An 18,255-nucleotide genomic window follows, 5' to 3' on the forward strand; every position below is an offset into this window, starting at 1 on the left:
TCGTTCGAGGCCTACCCGATCGTGACGCAGGTGGCGCACGCGAAGCCGGTGCTGGTCCCGCTCCGTGACACCACTCCCCTCCCGGATAATCAGGCTCGGCGGTCCGCATTGATGGAGTCGAAATGAAGATCCGGATTATCCGCCAGGCTCAAAACTTCTGAGCAGGTCCGCTGACTTGGTGCGCCCATGTTTGACGGCATGGCGACGAAGTCGGACAATGACTTCGTCTTGATTCCGGTTGACTAGGCGCGCGGCGAACCTGTGGAGGCTGTCGAGGTTTTCGTTTTCTATAGCCTCAAGCGGGAACATCAGATAATCAGCAATCTTATCTTGACCCGCGAGCCAGTCGAAGCCAGGCCCAAATATGCCTTCTGCATATTCTCCGCGGGTATCTTTCAGGCTGAAGATTGTTGCGGCAACGGCCGGCGCATTACCGGTTTCGATTGAGCATCGTACAAGACTGACGAGTTGCTCAGCACTGAGAAGCTTCCTCGCTGATGCCGAAATTGCGTAGATCATATCCGGCCGGCCGTGATCGATGGCAACGGCGAAGAGATCGTGGAGATCTCCGGAACGGCCTCGTTCCGAGAGTGCAGCAGTCGCCAAGTATATGACATCGGAATCATCATCGGTGATCGCTTGGCGGGCGAGATCTGATATATCACCGAAACGATCGCCGATGGCGAGTGCCATCAGGGCGTACGCCATGACATCCTCATTGCCGGACTGCGCCGCATTGAGAAGTATGTCGTTGACCTCGGAAAATCGGTTCATTCTCCCGATGGTCATCGACAGTGGGCCGAGGGCGGTTTCGTCTCCGCTGTCGACGGCCCGCCGGAAAAATCTCTCCGCTGTTTCGAACCGGCCCCCGTCGTAGGCCGCGAGCCCGACGGAAACGATGTTCTGGCCCGAGCTGACGGAGAGCAGCACTTCCCAAGTGCGATCGGGGATCGGCGAGTCCCCCAGCGGGCAAGTCCCCTCCTGTGCGCGATCGACGAGGTAGTCGGAGGCCAGGTAGGCGCCACCGGTCCGCGGTTGCAGGCAGGAGCTGGCGCCCAGCACTGGCCGGGCTGCCCAATCCAGACCCTCGGCGACGGGCGGGAGGTCGGAGCGATCGCGCCAAGGCGACGGCAGGTAGCCGCGGTACAGCTCGGCGAGAGCGGCGCCCGGCACCGCCTCGGAATAGCCTGCCCTCCGACAGTCGATCGCCGCACTGATCACTGCTTGGCCGACGTAGAACAGGGGGCTGTCGCCGATGGACCAGCGCTGCAGCATCGGCGTTCCCGCCGCGAGGTATTCCGCAAACCCTTCGGACGCAATCAGCGCTTGGCTGATGCGCGGATCGCCGGCCTGCGCGGTTTTTGCGCGCTCCCGCTCAGCCTCGGTCAGGTGCTTGTCGATGACAATCAAATGGCTCGGCGGGATGCCCGCGATCAAATCGGCCGCAGCCTTGTTGATCGCACCGTCGGCAGCGCGGTGAGCAGCGAGTTCGTGGTCGCGGATGGTGGCGACCACACACACGGAGGGAGCCAGCCGCTGGAGCAGGCCCAAGTCGAGACCACCCGGGACGAGGAAACGTTCGAGGTCGTCGAGCCACACCACGGTGTCGGTGAGTTCGGGCGAAGACTCGGCGATCTGCCGCAACGCCGGGCCGTCGACGGGGACAAGCAGGTCGTGAGCGGGGCGTAAGCGGCGCACAGCCTCGGCCGCCGCGCGGCTCTTTCCCGCGGCTGCGCGGCCGTGCAACAGCACCAGGCCGCCGCTCGCGATCGCCCAGTCCAGATCTTCGTCCCTGTCTCGCGGCACGTATGGAGGGAGATCCCGGCCTTCGTCGTCGAACGTGTCCACCGCGCGCTTCACCCGCAGCGCGAGCAGAGACACATCGGCCACCTTCGGTAGCCGATCGCCGTCGAGGTACAACGCGCGCCCGATGTGAACTCCGGACTCGGCAACCGGCTTCGTCCGCTGTTTCCGCAGATCCAGTGCGGAAAAGCTGACCGCCAGGAGCGCAGCAACCCAGCTCAGCCCCTCGAGCGTCCGTCGGACCGCACCGCCGTCCGCGACCAGCCAGCTCAGCCAGCCGATCCGCAGCGCCACCAGAAACACGACCGGGACCAGAACCACAGACGCGCGGCGAACCCATCGGGAACTCACGGCGTCGAAAGCGCCGTTTCACGCACGAAACAGGTGAGGAACATGAGCAGCCCGGAGTGGACCAACGGGTCGTCTTCGACGAGCAGTACGCGCACGCTCACCCGCCCATGTTAGGGCGCCGGCGCCGCCACGGAGGCGAGGCCCGCAGCTTCGACGCCGGGGCCAGTCCGGCTCTATCGGACTCCCCTGCGGCTGCAGCATCGATCACCCGTTGGATTGTGACCAGGTCGCGACGCAGTTCATGAATTGATTTCCACGCGGCCGTTTTTCTGCGCCACTCGGCCGCTCCCGTTACTCGCGCCCTCGCATCGGGACCATTCCGTGACCTTACTCGGGGGTCCGGGATGAAACGCCGGAACCGGATGCGGCGACTAGTACAACGGGTAACCACCCTGCTACGCGAAACAGCGCAACGCCGGTTGGACCACCCGCACGAGCCGGCTCTCCGCCTTGCGCCCGGAGGCCGGGACCGTTCCGCCGGACGGGGGGTGAAGATGCGCCGGACGTTCGTCGTCGCCGATTTCGGTGCTCCTGCCGGGTACGAAGACCGGCTCAAACGGGTGCTCGCCGATCTGCACGACGGACTCGGACCGACGCTCGCCGTTGCCGTGCTCGGGCTGCGTGCCGCCCGGGACCTCATCGCCCGTGACCGCGCGGCCGCCGGGGACCTGCTCGCCCGGCTCGAAGACGAGCTCTACCGCGCGATCACCGACCTGCGCTGCATCGTCGCCGACGCTCGGCCGCCCGCGCTCGACGACGCCGGGCTCGTCCTCGCCGTGCGCCGGTACGCCGAAGCGCTCGCCGAGCGGATGCCCGCCGAACACGGGCCGCTGCGCGTCGACGTCGAGGTGCACGCCGACCTGCCCGCGCTGCCGGCGGAGGTCGAAGTCACCGCCTACCGGATCATCCGCGAGGCACTGGTGAACGTCGCCCGCCACTCCGGTGCCCGCCAGTGCACCGTCCACCTCTGGCCCCGGGACGGAGACCTGCACGTGGAGATCGTCGACGACGGCGTCGGCACCGACGGCGAAGCGCTGCCCGCGGTCGGCGGGAGCGGGCTGCGGTCGATGCGGGAACGCGCCGGTGACCTCGGCGGCGGCTGCCGCGTCGAGCCGGTTCCCTCGGGCGGCACGCGGATCGCCGCCTGGCTCCCGCTCGCCAAGGCGTGACGCCATGTTCGGCACCCTGCGCGTCCTCGTCGTCGACGACCACCCCGTCTTCCGCGCCGCGCTCAACGCCCTGCTCGACGGCACCGACGGCGTCGAGGTCGCCGGGGAAGCCGCCGACGGCCGCACCGCCGTCGCCCTGGCCGAACAGCTCGAGCCCGACGTCGTCCTGATGGACCTCAACCTCCCGGACCTCGACGGCGTCGAGGCCACCCGGCGGATCGTCACCGCCGCCCCGCACACCGGCGTGCTCATGCTGACCATGTTCGAAAACGAGGCCGCGGTGTTCGCCGCCATGCGCGCGGGTGCCCGCGGCTACCTGCTCAAGGGCGCGCGCAACGAGCAGATCATCCGCGCCGTCAGGGTGATCGGCGACGGCGAGGCCATCTTCAGCCCGGCGATCGCCACCCGGGTGCTGTCCCTGCTGGGGACCGCGACCCCACGCGACGAATCCTTCCCGCGGCTCACCGCGCGCGAGCAGGAAATCCTGCGGCTCGTCGCGCGCGGCATGGGCAACGCCTCCATCGCCGACCAGCTGGTGCTGAGCCAGAAAACCGTGCGCAACCACGTCTCCCACATCTTCCGCAAGCTGCGGGTCACCGACCGCGCTCAGGCCATCGCCAAGGCGCGGGAAGCCGGCATTGCCCGATCGGAGTAAGGAAAGCGGGACACATCGGGACTCCTCCTCCCTGTTCGGCAAGCCCCCCGCACCACGATCCTGGGAACCGACGTCGTTCGAGGGAGGGGTTCACCGATGCTCACCGACCAGGTTCCGGTGCTGCTGCACGCCACCGACACCATCACCCGCGCGGGAGTCACGGCCGCGCTGCGTTCACGCCCCGAAATCCGCTTCGCCGACGAGGACGGCGGCGAACCGGCCGTGGTCCTCGTCATCGTGGAGCGCCTGAACGAGGAAGCCCGGCAGCTGCTGCGCAGCCTCCAGTGCGCCAACCACGCCGGCGTCGTCCTCGTCGCCGGGGAGGTCGAGGACTCGGAACTGCTCGACGTCGTCGGCAACGGCGTGTCGGCGATCATCCGCCGGGCCGACGCCACCCCCGACACCCTCGTCCGGCTCGTCAAGACCGCGGCCGTCGGCGAAGGCGCGCTGCCACCCGACCTGCTGGGCCGCCTGCTCTCGCGGGTTTCCCGGCTGCAGCGGGACGTGCTGCACCCGAACGGGTGGGACCTCGCGGGGATGTCCCAGCGGGAGACCCGGGTGCTGCGGCTGGTCGCCGACGGGTTCGAGACGAAGGAGATCGCCGACCAGCTGAGTTACTCCGAGCGGACGGTGAAGTCGATCCTGCACGACATCACCAACCGCTTCCAGCTGCGCAACCGCGCCCACGCGGTCGCGTTCGCCCTGCGCGAAGGGCTGATCTGACACGGGGTCACTCGACCCGGCCGGAGAAGGACACCGACGGCGTGCAGTGGCCGCGATCGCCCGGGTTCTGGCAGCTGACCGCGAGGACGATCTTCTCCCCCGGCTGGAACCGCCACGCCTGCAGCCAGTGGTGGTCGAGGTCGCGGAAGTTCGACAGGCCGACCTCCAGCAGGACGCTCTTGGTGCCACCGGAATCCCGCAGCAGCCGCAGGGTTCCGGTGTCCCCACGCGGGTTCTGCAGGATCAGGTCGGTGATCACCAGGGTCTTGTTCGGGTCGGGCATGGTGTAGGGGAACTCGGCGAACCGGTTGACGTTCGAGTCGATGTTCGCGTCGGCGGCCACCCGGAAGTCCGTCGGCGTCCCGGTGGCGGCGTTGGCCCGGCTCGGGGTGGTGCCGTCGTTGGCGGTGCCACCGCCGGCGGTCTCGCCCGGCGGGGTCAGGCCGACGGCCTTCATCGCCTGCTCGGAGTTCTGCTTGGCCTGGTCGGCGTTCTTCTTCGCCTGATCGGCCCCGGCGCCGGCGTCCTGCGCGGCCTTCACGATCTGCTGGTTCTGTTCCTGGGCGGCCTCGCGGGCGGCGGACTTCACCGCGGGCCGCAGCACGGTGAACCACAGCGTCACCAGGGCCAGCAGCAGCACCAGCAGCGCGGCGAGCGCGGGCAGCAGCCACTTGGGCAGCAGCTGCCGCTGCACCATGGTGCCTTCGGTCTTGAGCGGCTCGCCGCCGTCGGCGGTGACGAACACGTGGAAGCGGTGCCGCACGGGTTGCCCGCGCAGGAACCGCTTCCGGGGCCGGGCGCGCATCCGGATGAACGCGGCCGTGCCGGGCGCCAGGTCCGCCCGCTCGCGTTCGAGCCGGAACTCCAGCTCGTCTTCGGGGTCGAGGGGGCTCAGCTCCACCGCCACCGGCCGGTTGCCCCGGTTGTCGACGGCGACCTCGAAGTCGGCCTTGGACCCGGCCTCCACCTTGGCCGGCACGATCTCGGCGGTCACCTCGGTGAAGGCGCCGAGCTGGACGGTGCCCTCCTCGACCACCGAACCGGCCGGGTCCTCGCTCGAGAACACCCGCACCCCGAACGGGATCGTCCCCGCGGGGACGTCGGAGGAACGCGGCGGGGCGAAGCGCACGGTCACCGTGCCCGTCTCCCCCGGTAGCAGGTTGACCGTCGCCGGTTCCGCGGTGGCCCAGCCACTCGCGTCGCCCACGACGTCGACCGCGAACTGGTCGACGACCTGCCCGGCGTTGCGGATGGTCACCGAGCAGGTCGTCTCCTCGCCCGGTTCCGCGACCAGGCCGGTTTCCGACAGCGTCGCCGTTGCTCCCATGCAGGGAAGTCTCCGCGTCCGCTCCCCGGTGCGGCACCGGCGGACGGGTGTGCGGCCGTGCGCCGGTGGTTGCCCCTACGGGCAGCGTCCGGGCTCAGCCGCGGGTGATGAACGGCGGCTGCTCCGTGCGCAGGACGACCAGGATCGGGTTCGACCGCACCGTCCCGAACCTCGGCCCGATCACCGACGTCACCGCCACCGTGCGCGGCCCGATCAGGTCGTGGTGGAAGATCAGGAACTGCGCCTGGAACTTCCCGTCCGCGCCCACCGTCACCAGACCCGGCGTCGCCGAGATGCCGGCCGACCACGCCAGCCGGACCGTCGCGCCCGGCGGGAAGTCCGTGCCCGTCACCCGCGGCACGAAGCCCAGCGGGCCGATCCCCGGGTCCACCGCCACCACCGGCTGCCGGATCACCACGCGCGCGTTCGCCGCGTTGTCGGCGGCGGTGGTGTCCGGTCCGCTCGTGGCGATCGTCGCCGACACCGGGGCGTCCACGGCCGCCGCGGCCGCCAGCGCGATCCGGACCTCGACCGTCTGCCCGGGCGCGAGCGTCCCGAGCGCGCAGGCGGCACCGCTCGGCGCGCAGCCCGGTGACACCGAGGTCGCGGGCAGCCCCGGCGGCAGCTGGACGGCCAGCCGGACGTCCGGCATCGGCGCCCCGGAACCGTTGTGCACCAGGAAGGTCAGCCCGACGTCGTCGCCGCCGACGAACAGCGGGACCGCCGACACCGCCATGCCCAGCGACAGCGACCCCGGGGTGACCGGCGGCGCCGGCTTTTCGGCGACGGTGACAACCGCGGTGGCGGAGTTGTCCCGCGCGTCGGCGTCCCCGCCGGCGGTGGTGGTGACCGTGCCGGTCGCGGCCTGTGGCCCGGCCACCACGCCGGCGGCGCTGAACCGCACCCGCGCGCTCGCTCCCGGCGCGAGCGGGCCGAACGTGCAGACCAGCTCCGGCGTGCACGTGCCGGCGGTGGTGAGGGGCGCCTGCGGGCGCAATCCGGCGGTCAGGCGGACGAACAGCCCGGTCCCGGACGTGGCCGCGGTCCCGTGGTTGGCGACCACGAACTCGAACGTCGTGAGCCCGCCGAACGCGATCGCGGCCGGGACGGCGGTGGCGGTCACGCCGACGTCGGCGATCCGCTGGAACGCCGGTTGCGACGCCCCGCCGGGTCCGTCGATCAGGAGCGTGGACGGGCCGCCGGCCGCAGGCACGATCCGGATGCTCGACGGGGTTTCCCCGGGCGCGCTGTCGAAGGCGACGAGCGTGCCGTCGGGTGACCACGCGGGATCGTCGACAGAGCCGGCGTTCTGCACCAGGACCCGCGCGGGTCCGCCGCCGGCGGGCGCGGCGCAGATCAGCCGGTTGTCGTTGTGGAACACGATCGTGGCGCCGTCCGGCGACACGTCGGCCGAACCCTGCCTGCCGCTGCCGCACGGCGGGCCGAACGACGGCGAGAGGTCCCGCTGGGTCCCGGTGACGACGCTGTCGGCGGCCGGGGTGAGGTCGGCCTGCCACAGTTCCCGGCGTTCGCCGCCCGGGTCGACGGCGATGACGGCGGTCTCGGTGGCGGTGCCGTTCCGGCCGGTCGCGGTGCAGGTGACGGTGGTGGCGCCGACGGGGAACAGGCTGCCGGAGGACGGGGTGCAGAACGGGGTGAGCGTTGTTTCCCCGTCGGTGTCGACCGCGGTCGCGGGGTATTCGACGACGGTGGGGGCGGTTCCGGGCACGGTCTTGTCGTGCACGGTGATCAGCGGCAACCGCGGATCCTTCACGCGCACGGTGACGTCTTCGGTGTAGCCGGGACGCACGAAGTTCTCGCCGTTCAGGCGGAACTCCACCCGGCAGTGCAGGCGCGCGCCGAGCGGCGCGGCCGGGGCGACGATCGCGTTCTCCACGAAGTGCGCGGGCGTCCCGCCGGGTACCTGCCGGGCCCCGGCGGGATCGAAGGTGAGGGTCAGGCCGGCGTCGCAGAACGGCACCGGCTGGACCGAGACCGGCAGGTCGCCGATGCCCGCGATGATGGCGTCCGCGACCGACTTTTCGTCACTGGTCTGCGTGACCACGCCACCGACCTCGCGGACGGTGTCGGTGGCCTGGAGCTTGCGGTCCAGCCCGTAGTCGGGATCTTCCGCGCTCCCCGTGGTGAGCACGGGCACCGCGACGAGCTTGATCTTGGCACCCAGGAGTTCGGCACTGGCCGACAGGCGGGTCGCGGTGGCGTCGCGTTCGGGATTGCCACTGGGGTCGTGACTGGTCGCGTCACCGACCAGCACGATGATCCGGCTGCTGTTCTCGCGGAAGTGGACGGCACCGGTGGCGATCTTGTGCAGCGCGTAGATCCAGTCCTCCGGGGTGTCGTCGCCGTACTTCTGCGTGATCCGGGCGAAGGCCTCGTTCAGCTTGACCTCGCCCGCCTCGTCGGGCGCGATCAGGTCCTGCTGGACCTGGAAGAGCCGCCCGAGTGGCGCGGGGTTCTCCGGAGGCGCGATGGGATCGCCGCGGTCACCGAACGCCGCCACCGCGAACTGCGCGTCCGGCTCCTTGTCCCGGACGGTGCCGATGACGGTGTGCAGCTTGCCCTTCATCTCGTCGAGGATCTTGCCCATCGAGGCCGTCTGGTCCATCAGCAGCACGATGTCCGGCCGCGGCGGAACGCGGTCGGTCTGCACGGTCTTGTCGATCGCCGCCGAAGAGCCCTGGCCGACGGGGATGTCGACCACGGCCGGGTCCACTCTGGACGGTCCCGGCGGCGCGACCCGCGTGGCCGCGCGGGTCAGGGTGATCTTCGTGCCGTCGGCCGACCACACCGGCTGCGAGTCGTCGCCGCGCAGGTGGGGCGGCATCGGGATGTCGCCGAGGACGCGGCCGTCCGCGACGCGGGCGATCCGCACGAAGTCCCGTTGGCTCTCGCCCTCGAACACCGTGTTCGTGAACGCGATCATCGTCGCGTCCGGGGACCACGCCGGGTGCTGCTCGTGCTTGGTTCCCTCCGCCGGACCGGTCAGCGCGCGGGGTGCGCCGCCGCCGGCGTCGGCCACGACGACCTCGGTCTCCCGGGATTCGCCGGTGCCGGCCTGGGTGTAGGCCAGCAGCGTGCCGTCGGCGGAGAACGCCGGGTCGAACTCGTCGGCGTCCGGGCGCTGGGTGAGGTCCCGGCGGTCGCCGCCGGTCGCGTCCGCGCTCCAGATGTCGCTGCTGCCGCCCGTGCGCAGTTCGGTGAACACCGGCTGCCCGTTCGCGCGGAACGCCGGTTCGGTCTCACCGGTGCCGGGCAAGGCCGAAACGACCGAGACGCGGCCGCCGGCGACCTGCTTGACGTCGCCGAGCGGGTCCGGTGTGTGGGTCGTGAACGCCAGCCGGGCACCGTCGGGCGACCAGGCCGGCTCGGTGGAGTCCCCGGGGTCGGGTACCGCGCGGGTGACCGCGCCGCCGGTGTCGGCCATCAGCACGACGTCGCCGGCGGCGTGGAAGCGCGTGGTGGTGAACGCGATCCGCGCCGGTCCCCACGCCGGCTGGGTGTCGGCGGCCGGGTCCGCGGTCAGCCGCGCCGGGGCGCCGCCGGTGGCCGGGACGGTGTAGATGTCCCCGGCCGGGTCGTCGCGCGTGCTGCTGAACGCGAGCCGGGTGCCGTCGGACGACCAGCTCGGCGAGTCGTCGGCGGCCGGGCCGGCCGTCACCTGGCGCAGGCCGCGGCCGTCCACGCCGATGACGAACAGGTTCCGGCTGCCGGTGCGCTCGGAGGCGAACGCGACCGTGCGGCCGTCGGGCGAGAGCGCAGGGTGGGTGTCGACGGTCTCGTCGTCGGTCAGCCGCACCGGCAGCCGCGCGCCGTCGGCGAGGTAGTAGAGCTCGCCGTCCCGTTCGGCGCCCCCGGCGGACGCGGCGCGGTGGCTCACCCACACGATGCCCCCGGGGCCGGCGGAGGCGTCGGAGTCGACGCTCCCGGCCCCGGGGGGCAGCGCCGGCTCCGCGCCTTCCCCGGTCGCCTGGAACAGGCCCGTGGTGGCCTCGCTGACGTACCCGACGCGGTAGGGCGCCGCCGGTGCGGGCGCCTGCGCCGCGGTCGGCGCGAGCGCGCCGCTGATCGCCCAGCCGCCGAGCACCGCGACGACCGCGCTGCCCGCCACCGCTCGGTTCGCGCGCATGGTCGGTCCTCCCCAACAGACTTCGGTGGCTCAGCCGGCCTCGAACAGCTCGATCTCGGAGATCGCGACGTCCGTGCCGGCGAGCGAGCGGTACAGCCCGGTCACGTGCAGCTCGACGCTCGTGGCGCCTTCGCTGTTCTCGATCGGGAGTTCCTGGGAGTCCGGCGTGTCGGCCAGGACCATGTCGTAGGTCTTGCCGGTGGAGAACACCAGGTGCAGCTTCTGCGGCCGGTGCTCGGCCGGGAAGTTCGCCGCGTCACCGGAGTACACGAACGCCTTCCGCAGGTCCGCCGGGTGGTCGAAGGTGAACACCAGCACCTGTTCCCGGTCGCCGGGTGCCGCCCAGAACGTGTTCTTGGCGTTGTCGGTGACCAGCGGCGCCGCGTGCCCGTTCGTCTGCGCGGTCGCGGTCACCTTGACCGGGTGGACCGGGTTCAGCTTGGTCTCGAAGATGCCGGTCACCTGGCTCCACAGCCCGGCCGCCGCGGTGTTGATCGCGCCGCGGAACGGCTGGTACAGCGCGTAGATCAGCGCCGAGAAGATCAGCGCCACCGCGACGGCCCGGCGGATCACCTTGCCCACGGTCCGGCGCGCGGCCCCGGCCCGGCCGGTCCGGCGGCGGACGCCGTCCTTGCCCGGCCGCTCGCCCGCCTTGTGCTCCTTCGGCTTGCGGCCGAACAGCCGCCGCCACCACGACGTCTTGACGACCTCGGACTCGGCCAGCGACGCGCCGCAGCGGCTGCAGAAGTTGCGGGTGGGCGCGTTGCCCTTGCCGCACCGGCCGCAGATCAGGTCGCCGGGGGTGAGGACCTCGTCTTCGACGGTCCGCTGCACCGGCTGGCGGACCGGGGCGAGCGGCTCGGCGGGCTGCACGACCTGCTGCTGCACCACCGGCTGCGCCCGCACCGCGACCGGGCCGTCGTCGTCCCACTTCAGGTACCGGCCGCATTCGCCGCAGAACTCGACGTCGGCGGGCCCCTGGTGCCCGCACTCCGCGTAGATGACCATCCGCTACCCCTCCACCACTTCCACCGCGACCCGCACGTGGGCGGGCACCGCCTCCACGACCGCCGCCGTCAGCCGCCGCCGGTCCACCCGGGCCGGGTCGGGCACCCGCACCAGCACCTGCACCCACGCCGGTCCCGGGTCCGGCAGCGGCGCGCCGGGCGTCGGCGAAGCGACGACACCGCCGCTGTCGGTCACCTCGACCACGCCGCCGGTCAGCAGCCCCACGTGCTCGGCCAGGCCACGCCGGGTGCCGCGCCACCGGTGCAGCTCGACCGAGCGCGTCACCAGCTGCCGCAGCTGCGCCGGGCTCCAGCTCTCGTCGACCCGCAACGCGACCCAGTGCGCCAGCCAGCCGACGAAGTCCTCGGGCGCCACCCCGGGATCGAGGTAGCCGGCGAAGTTGTCCAATGTGGACAAGACGGGGGCGAGGACCTCGTCCAGCGCGCCGGTGAAGCCCCGCACGAACCGGTCCTCGGCGTACACCGCGGGCAGCTGCTCGCCGATCGGGTGCGCGCTCGGCAGCCCCGGGATCCCCGTCCTCATGCGCCGGCCTCCCGCACGCGGACCTGGTGCCCGAAGGAGAACGCGAGCGCCTGGGGCGGCAGGTCGAGCCGGTCGACCTGGTCGCCGCGTTCGCGCGTGATCGGGTTCGCCGCGAACAGGCGCACGTCCTCCACCAGCTCGACGCCGGGCAGCCGTTGCAGCACCGCGAAGACCTCGCCCGACTGCACCGGACGCCCGAACGGCCAGCCGTCGCCGTCCGGGCCGCCGCTGAGCGGGTTGAAGTAGTCGTAGAGGGCCTGGGTCGCGCGGGCGCCGAGCGTGCCCGCGGTCGTGCGGCGCCGGGCGCGCAGCCGCGCGACCACCGTGACGCCCTGGTAGAACGGCGGCTCCACGGACACGAGCGCGCCCACGCAGCGCCGCTCGTCGAGGTGGCGTTCGATCCGGGCGCGCATGCCGGCGTCGAGCATCAGGGTGGCGAAGGCGAGCTCGCCGGTGTCGGGCACCGCCGGCACGACCAGGACCCGGATCGCGCCGGTTTCGCGGCCGTCGGGGCCGTGCGCGGGGATGCACCGCACGCGCGCGGCTTCCGGCGCCGCTTCGCGCGCGAGCTGCTCGTAATCCTCGGCGGTGACCGCGCGGTCGCGGGTGCGCAGCAGCAGCGGGCCGCGGACCTGCGCGTCCCGCACCGATTCGCCGTCCACCCCGCCGATCGCGGGACGGCGGTTCACGACGCTGCTCACGAACGGGATCGGGTCCCGTTGCACCTCGAGGACTTCGCGGGCGACGTTGCCGCGGCGCCCGCCGCCGGAGCGGTATTCGGGCACGCGGATCGCGGCGGACTTGGCCGGGACGGCACCGTAGTAGCGGAGGCCGCCCTCGGGCTGGCGCACCGCGGGCCCGAACACGACCTCGCCGCCGACCCGGTCGAGCACGACGTGCCGGTCGTCCGGCCCGGAACCGGCGAACGAGCGGACCTCGGTCCACTGCTGCCAGCCGTCCGGGCCCGAGACCTCCACGACCAGCTCGCCGTCCCCGGCGACCACCGGCGGCCGCCCGAGCGGGAACCGCTGGCCGGGCGTGCCGTCGGAGGTCCCGACGATCTCGTTGCGGATGATCTCCGCGTGCACGGCACCGACCGTGCCGCCGATGGTCGAGGCCTCGACCGCGTGCAGCCGCGGGGAACGCTGGAAGAACGGCTGGTTCTCCTTGGCCTCGACCAGCCGGCACCGCAGCCACCCCGCGCGACGGCGGGCGAGCACCGACATCGTGTGCCCGTGCGGGACATGCACGACGATGTCGCCCGCCCGGTTGAACGCACCGGTGCTGTCCCGGTCGACCTCGCACGCCACCCAGCCGGTCCCGTCCCAGGCCTCCCACCGCCACGGCGGGTCGAGCGGGTCGACACCCTGGCCCTCGACCTCGCAGTTCATCCGCAGCAGCACCGCGCAGCCGGGCACGGCGTCGGACAGCCCGAAGAGGACCGCGTCCCCGGCGGCCGGGGTCTCGGTGAACGCCGCGGGACCGCCGCCGACGAGCAGCTCGTCGGTGTGGTCGACCGGCGGCAGCCCGGTGTCGGACGTGCTGGTCGCCAGGTGCGCGAGCGAGCACGGCACGATGGTCAGCGTCCGCTCGACGGTGAACACCACCGGGTCCTCGACCTCGGTGCGTGCGCTCGCGACCTGCTTCCCGGCCGCGACGACCACCGGGACGTCCCGGGCGGCCGAGAGCCAGAACGTCACGTCGGCGCGTGCCGCCGCCGGCGGGAACAGCCGGACCCCGATCAGGTCGAGGAACCGCAGGTAGTGCCGCTCTGGTACCCGGTTGAGCCGGTAGAGCAGCTGGTCGACCATCTGCGCGAACGTCTCGATCAGCGTGACGCCGGGGTCGGAGACGTTGTGGTCGGTCCACTCCGGACAGTTGCGCTGGACCAGGTACTTGGCTTCGTCGACCAGATCCTGGAACCGGCGGTCGTCGAGGTTGGGCAGCGGCAGGGACATCACGCACCGTCCGTTTGAGAATCGGGCGCAGTGGAATCGAGCGCAGAGGACTCGTGCGGCGGGATGACGTAGAAGGGGAAGACGAGGTTGCGCGGGTCGTTCGTGCCGCGCAGGCGGTAGCGGATGTCGATCAGCAGCGTCCCCCGGTCGGCCTGGTCGAAGCTGACGACGACGTCGTCGAGGGTGATCCGCGGCTCCCAGCGCTCCAGCGCGGTCCGCACCTCGTAGGCGATCTGCCCGGCGGTCGCCGCGTCGGCGGGTGCGAACACGAGGTCGTGCACCGCGCAGCCGAACTCCGGGCGCATCGGGCGTTCGCCCGGCGAGGTCGCCAGGATCAGCCGGATGCTCTCGACGACCTCGCGTTCGCCGCCGACCAGCGCGACCGAGCCGGTCGCGTCGGTGTGCAGCGGGAACGCCAGTCCCCGGCCGAGGAAGTCCTTCATCGGCACCGTCACGTCAGCCTCCGATCAGGACGGTCGGGCAGCCCATGACGATCGGCGCGCCGCACGCGGCCAGGTCGCCCATCCGCGCCGCCGGCATGCCGCCGATCAGCACCGTCGGGCAGCCCGGCGGTGCGATCGGCGTCGGCGGGTGCACCGCGGGCGGCGGGAACGAACACGTGTGCAGCGTGCCGACGTTCGCGGCGGGCATCCCGCCGATCAGCACGGTCGGCACGCCCGGTCCGGCGATGACGCCCGGGTGCCCGGTCGGGTCGCCGACCCTCGCGGCTGGTGGCATGTCGCTCCCCCGTCAGTTGATCTTGACCACGCTGCCGCGCACGGTGACGACACCGCCGGCGGTCAGCTCCGTCTGGCCCTGCCCGGCGACCGAAACGGTGGCGCCTTCGAGCTTCGCGCCCGCGGTGCCGGTCAGCTTCAGCTGCGCTCCGGCCTCGACGCTGGCGTCGGTCTGGGACTTCACCGTCACCTTCTGGCCCTTGAGCTCCAGCGGCCCGGTGCCGGCGTCGATGCTCACGCCGTTCCGGGCCTTGACCGTCACGCTCTTGCCGCTGGTGACCTCGATGACCTGGTTCTTCTGGTCGATCTTGACGACGAACTTCGCGTCCCCGGACGACAGCGTGATGCCCTCGTCCTCGGCGAACTCCAGCTTGTGGCCCTTCCGCGAGACGAACCCGCGGACGGCGGCCTCGCCGCTGGTGCCGTCGACGACCTCCTTGGCGAACTTCGGCGGGGTGTCCTTGCCGTTGTGCAGCCCGCCCAGCACGTAGGGCGCTTCGAAGTCGCCGTGTTCGAACCCGACCAGGACCTCGTCGCCGACCTCGGGCAGCACGAACGCGCCACGGCCCTTGCCCGCGCCGGGCTGGACCGTGCGGGCCCAAGTGCTCGTGAAGTCCTTGTCCAGCCACGGGAACGTCACCTTGACGCGGCCGAGCTTCGCCGGGTCCTTGAGGTCGCTCACCTGCGCGCACACCACTCCGGGCCACGACGAGCCGGGCGCCCCGCCCGCGACCAGGCCGTAGAGCGAACGTTCCTGGCGGCCGGACACGGTGAACTCGGTGGTGTAGCCGACCTCGGCGTTGAACAGGTGCCGCGTGCTGGTCAGCGTGTACTTGCCCGAGAACGGCTGGCCGACACCGGTGAGGGTGACCGCGGTGCCCGCACGCAGCTTCGGATTGCCTTTCGCGACACCGTCCAGTTCGGTGCAGGCACCACCGAACCGGTCGGCCAGCGCCTTCGCGGTCGCGTCCGCCTCGCCCTGCGCTCGCCGCGGCGAGGCGGCGTCGAGGAACGGCGGGCTCGAGAACTTCCCCGCCAGCGCCACCGGGTCCACCCCCGGCACCTCCGCGCCCGCGTTCTTCGGGACCGCGGTGGCGGTGATCGCCTGCTTGTTCTCGTAGTCCCAGCCGGTGACCCGCACCTCGGGGACCTGTTCGGCCGCGGTGACGCTGGCGCGCAGGCTGACCAGCGTCCCGTGTGCCTCGAGGACCAGCGGGTCGGCCGTCGCCTTCGTGGTGGTCGACGGCGCGCCGGACGGTTTCTCGGGGAGCTCGAAGTTCAGCTTCCCGTCGCGCACGGCGATCTGCGCGCCGACCGCGTCGGCCAGCCGCGTCAGGAACTCCCAGTCGCTGACGTTGTCCTGGCCCAGCTGGGTGTTCGGCCGGCCGCCGAAGCCCTTGACGTCGTCGATCTTGCCGGCCGGGATCTTCGCGCGCTGGGTCACCTTGCGCACGATGTCCGCGACGGTCATGTTCGGGTAGGCCGCGACCCGGCGGCCGCGGAACAGCCGGTGCGCGTGGTCGTACCCGCGGACCTCGGTGAACGTGCCGTGGGCGTCCAGGTCGATCGCGACCGCGGTGACCTCGCCCGAAAGCAGGTCTTGCGGACCTTCCGGGTCCGACGTTTGGACCTTGAGCTTGATCTTGGCGCCGACCTTGAACCCGCCCTTGTCCAGCACGACCGTCCCGGGATCGCGGAACCGCAGCACGAACGTGTCCGGCAGGTTGCGGCTGTCGTCGACGTAGGCGTAGCTGAGCATCACCTTGACGTCGTCGGGCAGCGCGGTGCCCTCGACTTCGACCATGAGGGTGTTCGTGAAGGTCTCGTTAGCCATCGAGCTCCTCCAGCGCGGGCACCAGCAGCGGGGTGCCCGGCCGCAGCCGCATCGGGTCGTCGATGTCGTTGGCGTCGGCGATCTCGCGCCACTTCCCGGCGTCGCCGTAGGCGCGGAAGGCCACCGACTGCAGCGAGTCCCCGGCGACGAGCACGTGGGTGTCCCGGGCCGCGAGCGCGCCGGACGTCGGGTTCTGGCCGCTCAGCTCGCCGGCGATCTCCTCCAGGTTCACCGTGCAGACCGCGCGCACCGGCGTCCCCGACGGCGTGAACAACGTGTACTTCGCGGTGACGGAGGAGACGTAGGCGGGGAAGCCGGTCATGCCGCCCCACTTGAAGATCACCCACGGCGGCGAGGGCTTGCGGTGCTGGCGGCTGTCCTCGGTGGCCACGCAGCAGGTGAACAGCTGCTCGACCTTCTTGACGACGGCGTCGTCCATCTTGTCGGTGGCGTCGAGGAACATCTCGAGGGCGAGCTTGGCCGGATCGGACCCCTTGAACTGCGGCGGCGCGCTCTTCTTGGCGTTGGGCTGCGCGTCGCGGCCCCACTTGGCGTTCTTGCTCAGCGAGAGCTCTTTGGGGTTGAACTGGAACTTGATGTCGAACATCTTGTCGCCGGGCGGCTGCCCGGTCCCCCCGGACTGCGGCGGCTTGCGGACCTCCAGCAGCGCGCGCTGCAGGTTGTTGGGCGCGCCCGAGGTGTAGGCCGCGGTGGTCCGGGAGCCGGCCGAGGTGAAGGTGACGGGTGAGGACATCGGCGTCAGCCCTTCTTCGCCGGGCTGAGGAAGCCGTGGTGGGCCAGTTCGAGGGTTTCGGTGGCGACCTTCGGCGAGTCGGGCGAGAGCTGCGGGCCGCTCCACCGCACCGGGACGACGCCTTCGAGGGCCCAGCTGGCGATCACCTTGCCTTCGAGGGTGCGGGCCTCGATGGTGGCGGTCTTGCGTTCGATCCCGCTCGCCAGGCTGGCGAACCACTTGGTGATCTGCCCGCTGGCCTCGGTGACCGGGCGCGAGAGCTTGATGTTGGAGTACTTGATCCGGGTCGGCAGCTGCCAGACCATGCCGTTGTTGCCGCCCTCCTCCCGCTGTTCCATGACGAATTCGCAGCCGAGCCCGTCGCAGCTGGAGAACGCGCCGAGGTTGCCGAGGTTCTTGTCGTCCAGCTTGACGACGTAGCACACGGCAACGGCCTCTTCGGTGTCCGGCATCGGCATCTCCTTCAGTGCGGGCGATCGGTGAGCGCACCCCGGCGCTCACGGTCGAGTCGGAGTTCGGTCTTGAGGCGGCGCAGGAGCGGGTCGAAGAGTTTCTTGACGAGTTCTTCGGTTTCCGGCTGCTGGTGTTGTTGCTGCTGTTGCTGCTGCGGGGCGGGCGCGGGTTCCGGTGCCGGCTCGGGGGCGCGCTGGACGGGTGGGGGGTCTTGGGTGGTCGTCCTCGCGGGTTCCTCGGGGGTTCTCGCCAGCGGAAGGAGGGTGGTGATCGGCGGTTCGCCGGTGACCGGCATGGGTGGTGTGTCGGCTGGTCGGGCCACGGTGGTCTGCGGGTTTGCCGCGGTCGGCAGCGGTGGGATCGTCAGGGCCGGAGCGTCGAGGGTTCTCGCGACCGCGAGGGGTGGCTCGGGGGTCCGTGCCAGCGGGAGTGCGGGCGTCTCGTTTGCCCGGTCGGGTGGGAGGAGTTGCAGCGCGGTCTCGCTCGTCGGGTTGGCCGGGTGTGGGAGGTCTTGGGCCGCTCGGCTGATCGGGAGTGCCGCGGGTTCTCCTTTCCGGCCGGCTGGGACTGCCTGGATGATCGGGAGCGCTGCGGTTCCGCTTGTCGGGTTGGCTGGAAGGTCTTGCACCACTCGGCTGATCGGGAGCGCTGTGTCCCCGCTCGTTGGGAGGGCCGGCAGGTCTTGCGCTGCTCGGCTGACCGGGAGCGCCGCGGTTCCGCTCGTCAGATTGGCTGGGAGGTCTTGCACTGCTCGGCTGACCGGGAGCGCCCCGGTTGTCGGATTGGCCGGAAG

The 18,255-nt window shown here is 71.5% G+C and carries 15 protein-coding genes; 3 read left to right on the plus strand and 12 right to left on the minus strand.

The features are described from left to right. Positions 1-135 precede the first annotated feature (135 nt). Complete coding sequence (locus tag AB0J40_RS24605) at positions 136-2,106, minus strand: hypothetical protein (protein ID WP_364456861.1); 1,971 nt, start codon at positions 2,104-2,106, stop codon at positions 136-138. Positions 2,107-2,648: 542 nt separating this feature from the next. Here AB0J40_RS24605 and AB0J40_RS24610 point away from each other — a divergent pair. From AB0J40_RS24610 to AB0J40_RS24620, 3 genes are all read left to right on the plus strand, one after another. Next, a complete protein-coding gene (locus tag AB0J40_RS24610; protein WP_364456863.1) occupies positions 2,649-3,323 on the plus strand; it encodes a sensor histidine kinase in 675 nt (224 codons plus the stop codon). A 4-nt stretch (positions 3,324-3,327) separates the two neighbouring features. Beyond that, positions 3,328-3,978 (plus strand): response regulator transcription factor, encoded by a 651-nt coding sequence (locus tag AB0J40_RS24615; RefSeq protein WP_364456865.1) that lies wholly within the window; start codon positions 3,328-3,330, stop codon positions 3,976-3,978. A gap of 96 nt (positions 3,979-4,074) precedes the next feature. Beyond that, positions 4,075-4,701: a response regulator transcription factor gene (locus AB0J40_RS24620; RefSeq protein WP_364456866.1), complete on the plus strand. Its 627-nt coding sequence runs from the start codon at positions 4,075-4,077 to the stop codon at positions 4,699-4,701. A 7-nt stretch (positions 4,702-4,708) separates the two neighbouring features. Here AB0J40_RS24620 and AB0J40_RS24625 read toward each other — a convergent pair whose 3' ends face one another. From AB0J40_RS24625 to AB0J40_RS24675, 11 genes are all read right to left on the minus strand, one after another. Next, positions 4,709-6,028: a hypothetical protein gene (locus tag AB0J40_RS24625; protein ID WP_364456868.1), complete on the minus strand. Its 1,320-nt coding sequence runs from the start codon at positions 6,026-6,028 to the stop codon at positions 4,709-4,711. A 94-nt stretch (positions 6,029-6,122) separates the two neighbouring features. Next, positions 6,123-10,175, minus strand: a complete 4,053-nt coding sequence (locus AB0J40_RS24630) for a translocation protein TolB (RefSeq protein WP_364456870.1) — start codon at positions 10,173-10,175, stop codon at positions 6,123-6,125. 30 nt (positions 10,176-10,205) lie between these two features. Next, on the minus strand, positions 10,206-11,183 hold the full coding sequence (locus AB0J40_RS24635) for a zinc ribbon domain-containing protein (protein ID WP_364456872.1): 978 nt from the start codon (positions 11,181-11,183) through the stop codon (positions 10,206-10,208). A 3-nt stretch (positions 11,184-11,186) separates the two neighbouring features. Next, positions 11,187-11,726, minus strand: a complete 540-nt coding sequence (locus AB0J40_RS24640) for a phage tail protein (protein WP_364456874.1) — start codon at positions 11,724-11,726, stop codon at positions 11,187-11,189. Continuing rightward, positions 11,723-13,684 carry a putative baseplate assembly protein gene (locus AB0J40_RS24645; RefSeq protein WP_364456876.1) on the minus strand — a complete coding sequence of 654 codons (1,962 nt, stop codon included), beginning with the start codon at positions 13,682-13,684 and terminating at the stop codon, positions 11,723-11,725. Before AB0J40_RS24645 ends, AB0J40_RS24640 begins: the two co-directional genes overlap by 4 nt. Beyond that, on the minus strand, positions 13,684-14,127 hold the full coding sequence (locus AB0J40_RS24650; protein ID WP_364457304.1) for a GPW/gp25 family protein: 444 nt from the start codon (positions 14,125-14,127) through the stop codon (positions 13,684-13,686). Before AB0J40_RS24650 ends, AB0J40_RS24645 begins: the two co-directional genes overlap by 1 nt. 13 nt (positions 14,128-14,140) lie before the next feature. Further along, on the minus strand, positions 14,141-14,422 hold the full coding sequence (locus tag AB0J40_RS24655) for a PAAR domain-containing protein (protein WP_364268765.1): 282 nt from the start codon (positions 14,420-14,422) through the stop codon (positions 14,141-14,143). A 12-nt stretch (positions 14,423-14,434) separates the two neighbouring features. Continuing rightward, the gene (locus AB0J40_RS24660; protein WP_364456878.1) at positions 14,435-16,255 is read right to left on the minus strand and encodes a VgrG-related protein; all 1,821 of its coding nucleotides are present in this window, start codon (positions 16,253-16,255) and stop codon (positions 14,435-14,437) included. Then, positions 16,248-17,009 carry a LysM peptidoglycan-binding domain-containing protein gene (locus tag AB0J40_RS24665; protein ID WP_364456880.1) on the minus strand — a complete coding sequence of 254 codons (762 nt, stop codon included), beginning with the start codon at positions 17,007-17,009 and terminating at the stop codon, positions 16,248-16,250. The genes AB0J40_RS24660 and AB0J40_RS24665 overlap by 8 nt, the downstream gene beginning before the upstream one ends. Before the next feature lie 5 nt (positions 17,010-17,014). Further along, positions 17,015-17,461, minus strand: coding sequence for a phage tail protein (locus tag AB0J40_RS24670; protein ID WP_364456881.1), 447 nt, complete (start codon positions 17,459-17,461; stop codon positions 17,015-17,017). Positions 17,462-17,472: 11 nt separating this feature from the next. Continuing rightward, on the minus strand, positions 17,473-17,757 hold the full coding sequence (locus AB0J40_RS24675) for a hypothetical protein (RefSeq protein ID WP_364456883.1): 285 nt from the start codon (positions 17,755-17,757) through the stop codon (positions 17,473-17,475). Positions 17,758-18,255 lie beyond the last annotated feature (498 nt).

The organism is Amycolatopsis sp. NPDC049691 (assembly GCF_040675005.1).
Classification (GTDB): domain Bacteria; phylum Actinomycetota; class Actinomycetes; order Mycobacteriales; family Pseudonocardiaceae; genus Amycolatopsis.

What these genes read in the sequence shown, in the direction of transcription:
- AB0J40_RS24610 (WP_364456863.1), top strand. Translation starts at nt 2,649, where the DNA reads ATGCGCCGGACGTTCGTCGTCGCCGATTTCGGTGCTCCTGCCGGGTAC.
- AB0J40_RS24615 (WP_364456865.1), top strand. Translation starts at nt 3,328, where the DNA reads ATGTTCGGCACCCTGCGCGTCCTCGTCGTCGACGACCACCCCGTCTTC.
- AB0J40_RS24620 (WP_364456866.1), top strand. Translation starts at nt 4,075, where the DNA reads ATGCTCACCGACCAGGTTCCGGTGCTGCTGCACGCCACCGACACCATC.
- AB0J40_RS24625 (WP_364456868.1), bottom strand. Translation starts at nt 6,028, where the DNA reads ATGGGAGCAACGGCGACGCTGTCGGAAACCGGCCTGGTCGCGGAACCG.
- AB0J40_RS24630 (WP_364456870.1), bottom strand. Translation starts at nt 10,175, where the DNA reads ATGCGCGCGAACCGAGCGGTGGCGGGCAGCGCGGTCGTCGCGGTGCTC.
- AB0J40_RS24635 (WP_364456872.1), bottom strand. Translation starts at nt 11,183, where the DNA reads ATGGTCATCTACGCGGAGTGCGGGCACCAGGGGCCCGCCGACGTCGAG.
- AB0J40_RS24640 (WP_364456874.1), bottom strand. Translation starts at nt 11,726, where the DNA reads ATGAGGACGGGGATCCCGGGGCTGCCGAGCGCGCACCCGATCGGCGAG.
- AB0J40_RS24645 (WP_364456876.1), bottom strand. Translation starts at nt 13,684, where the DNA reads ATGTCCCTGCCGCTGCCCAACCTCGACGACCGCCGGTTCCAGGATCTG.
- AB0J40_RS24650 (WP_364457304.1), bottom strand. Translation starts at nt 14,127, where the DNA reads ATGAAGGACTTCCTCGGCCGGGGACTGGCGTTCCCGCTGCACACCGAC.
- AB0J40_RS24655 (WP_364268765.1), bottom strand. Translation starts at nt 14,422, where the DNA reads ATGCCACCAGCCGCGAGGGTCGGCGACCCGACCGGGCACCCGGGCGTC.
- AB0J40_RS24660 (WP_364456878.1), bottom strand. Translation starts at nt 16,255, where the DNA reads ATGGCTAACGAGACCTTCACGAACACCCTCATGGTCGAAGTCGAGGGC.
- AB0J40_RS24665 (WP_364456880.1), bottom strand. Translation starts at nt 17,009, where the DNA reads ATGTCCTCACCCGTCACCTTCACCTCGGCCGGCTCCCGGACCACCGCG.
- AB0J40_RS24670 (WP_364456881.1), bottom strand. Translation starts at nt 17,461, where the DNA reads ATGCCGGACACCGAAGAGGCCGTTGCCGTGTGCTACGTCGTCAAGCTG.
- AB0J40_RS24675 (WP_364456883.1), bottom strand. Translation starts at nt 17,757, where the DNA reads ATGCCGGTCACCGGCGAACCGCCGATCACCACCCTCCTTCCGCTGGCG.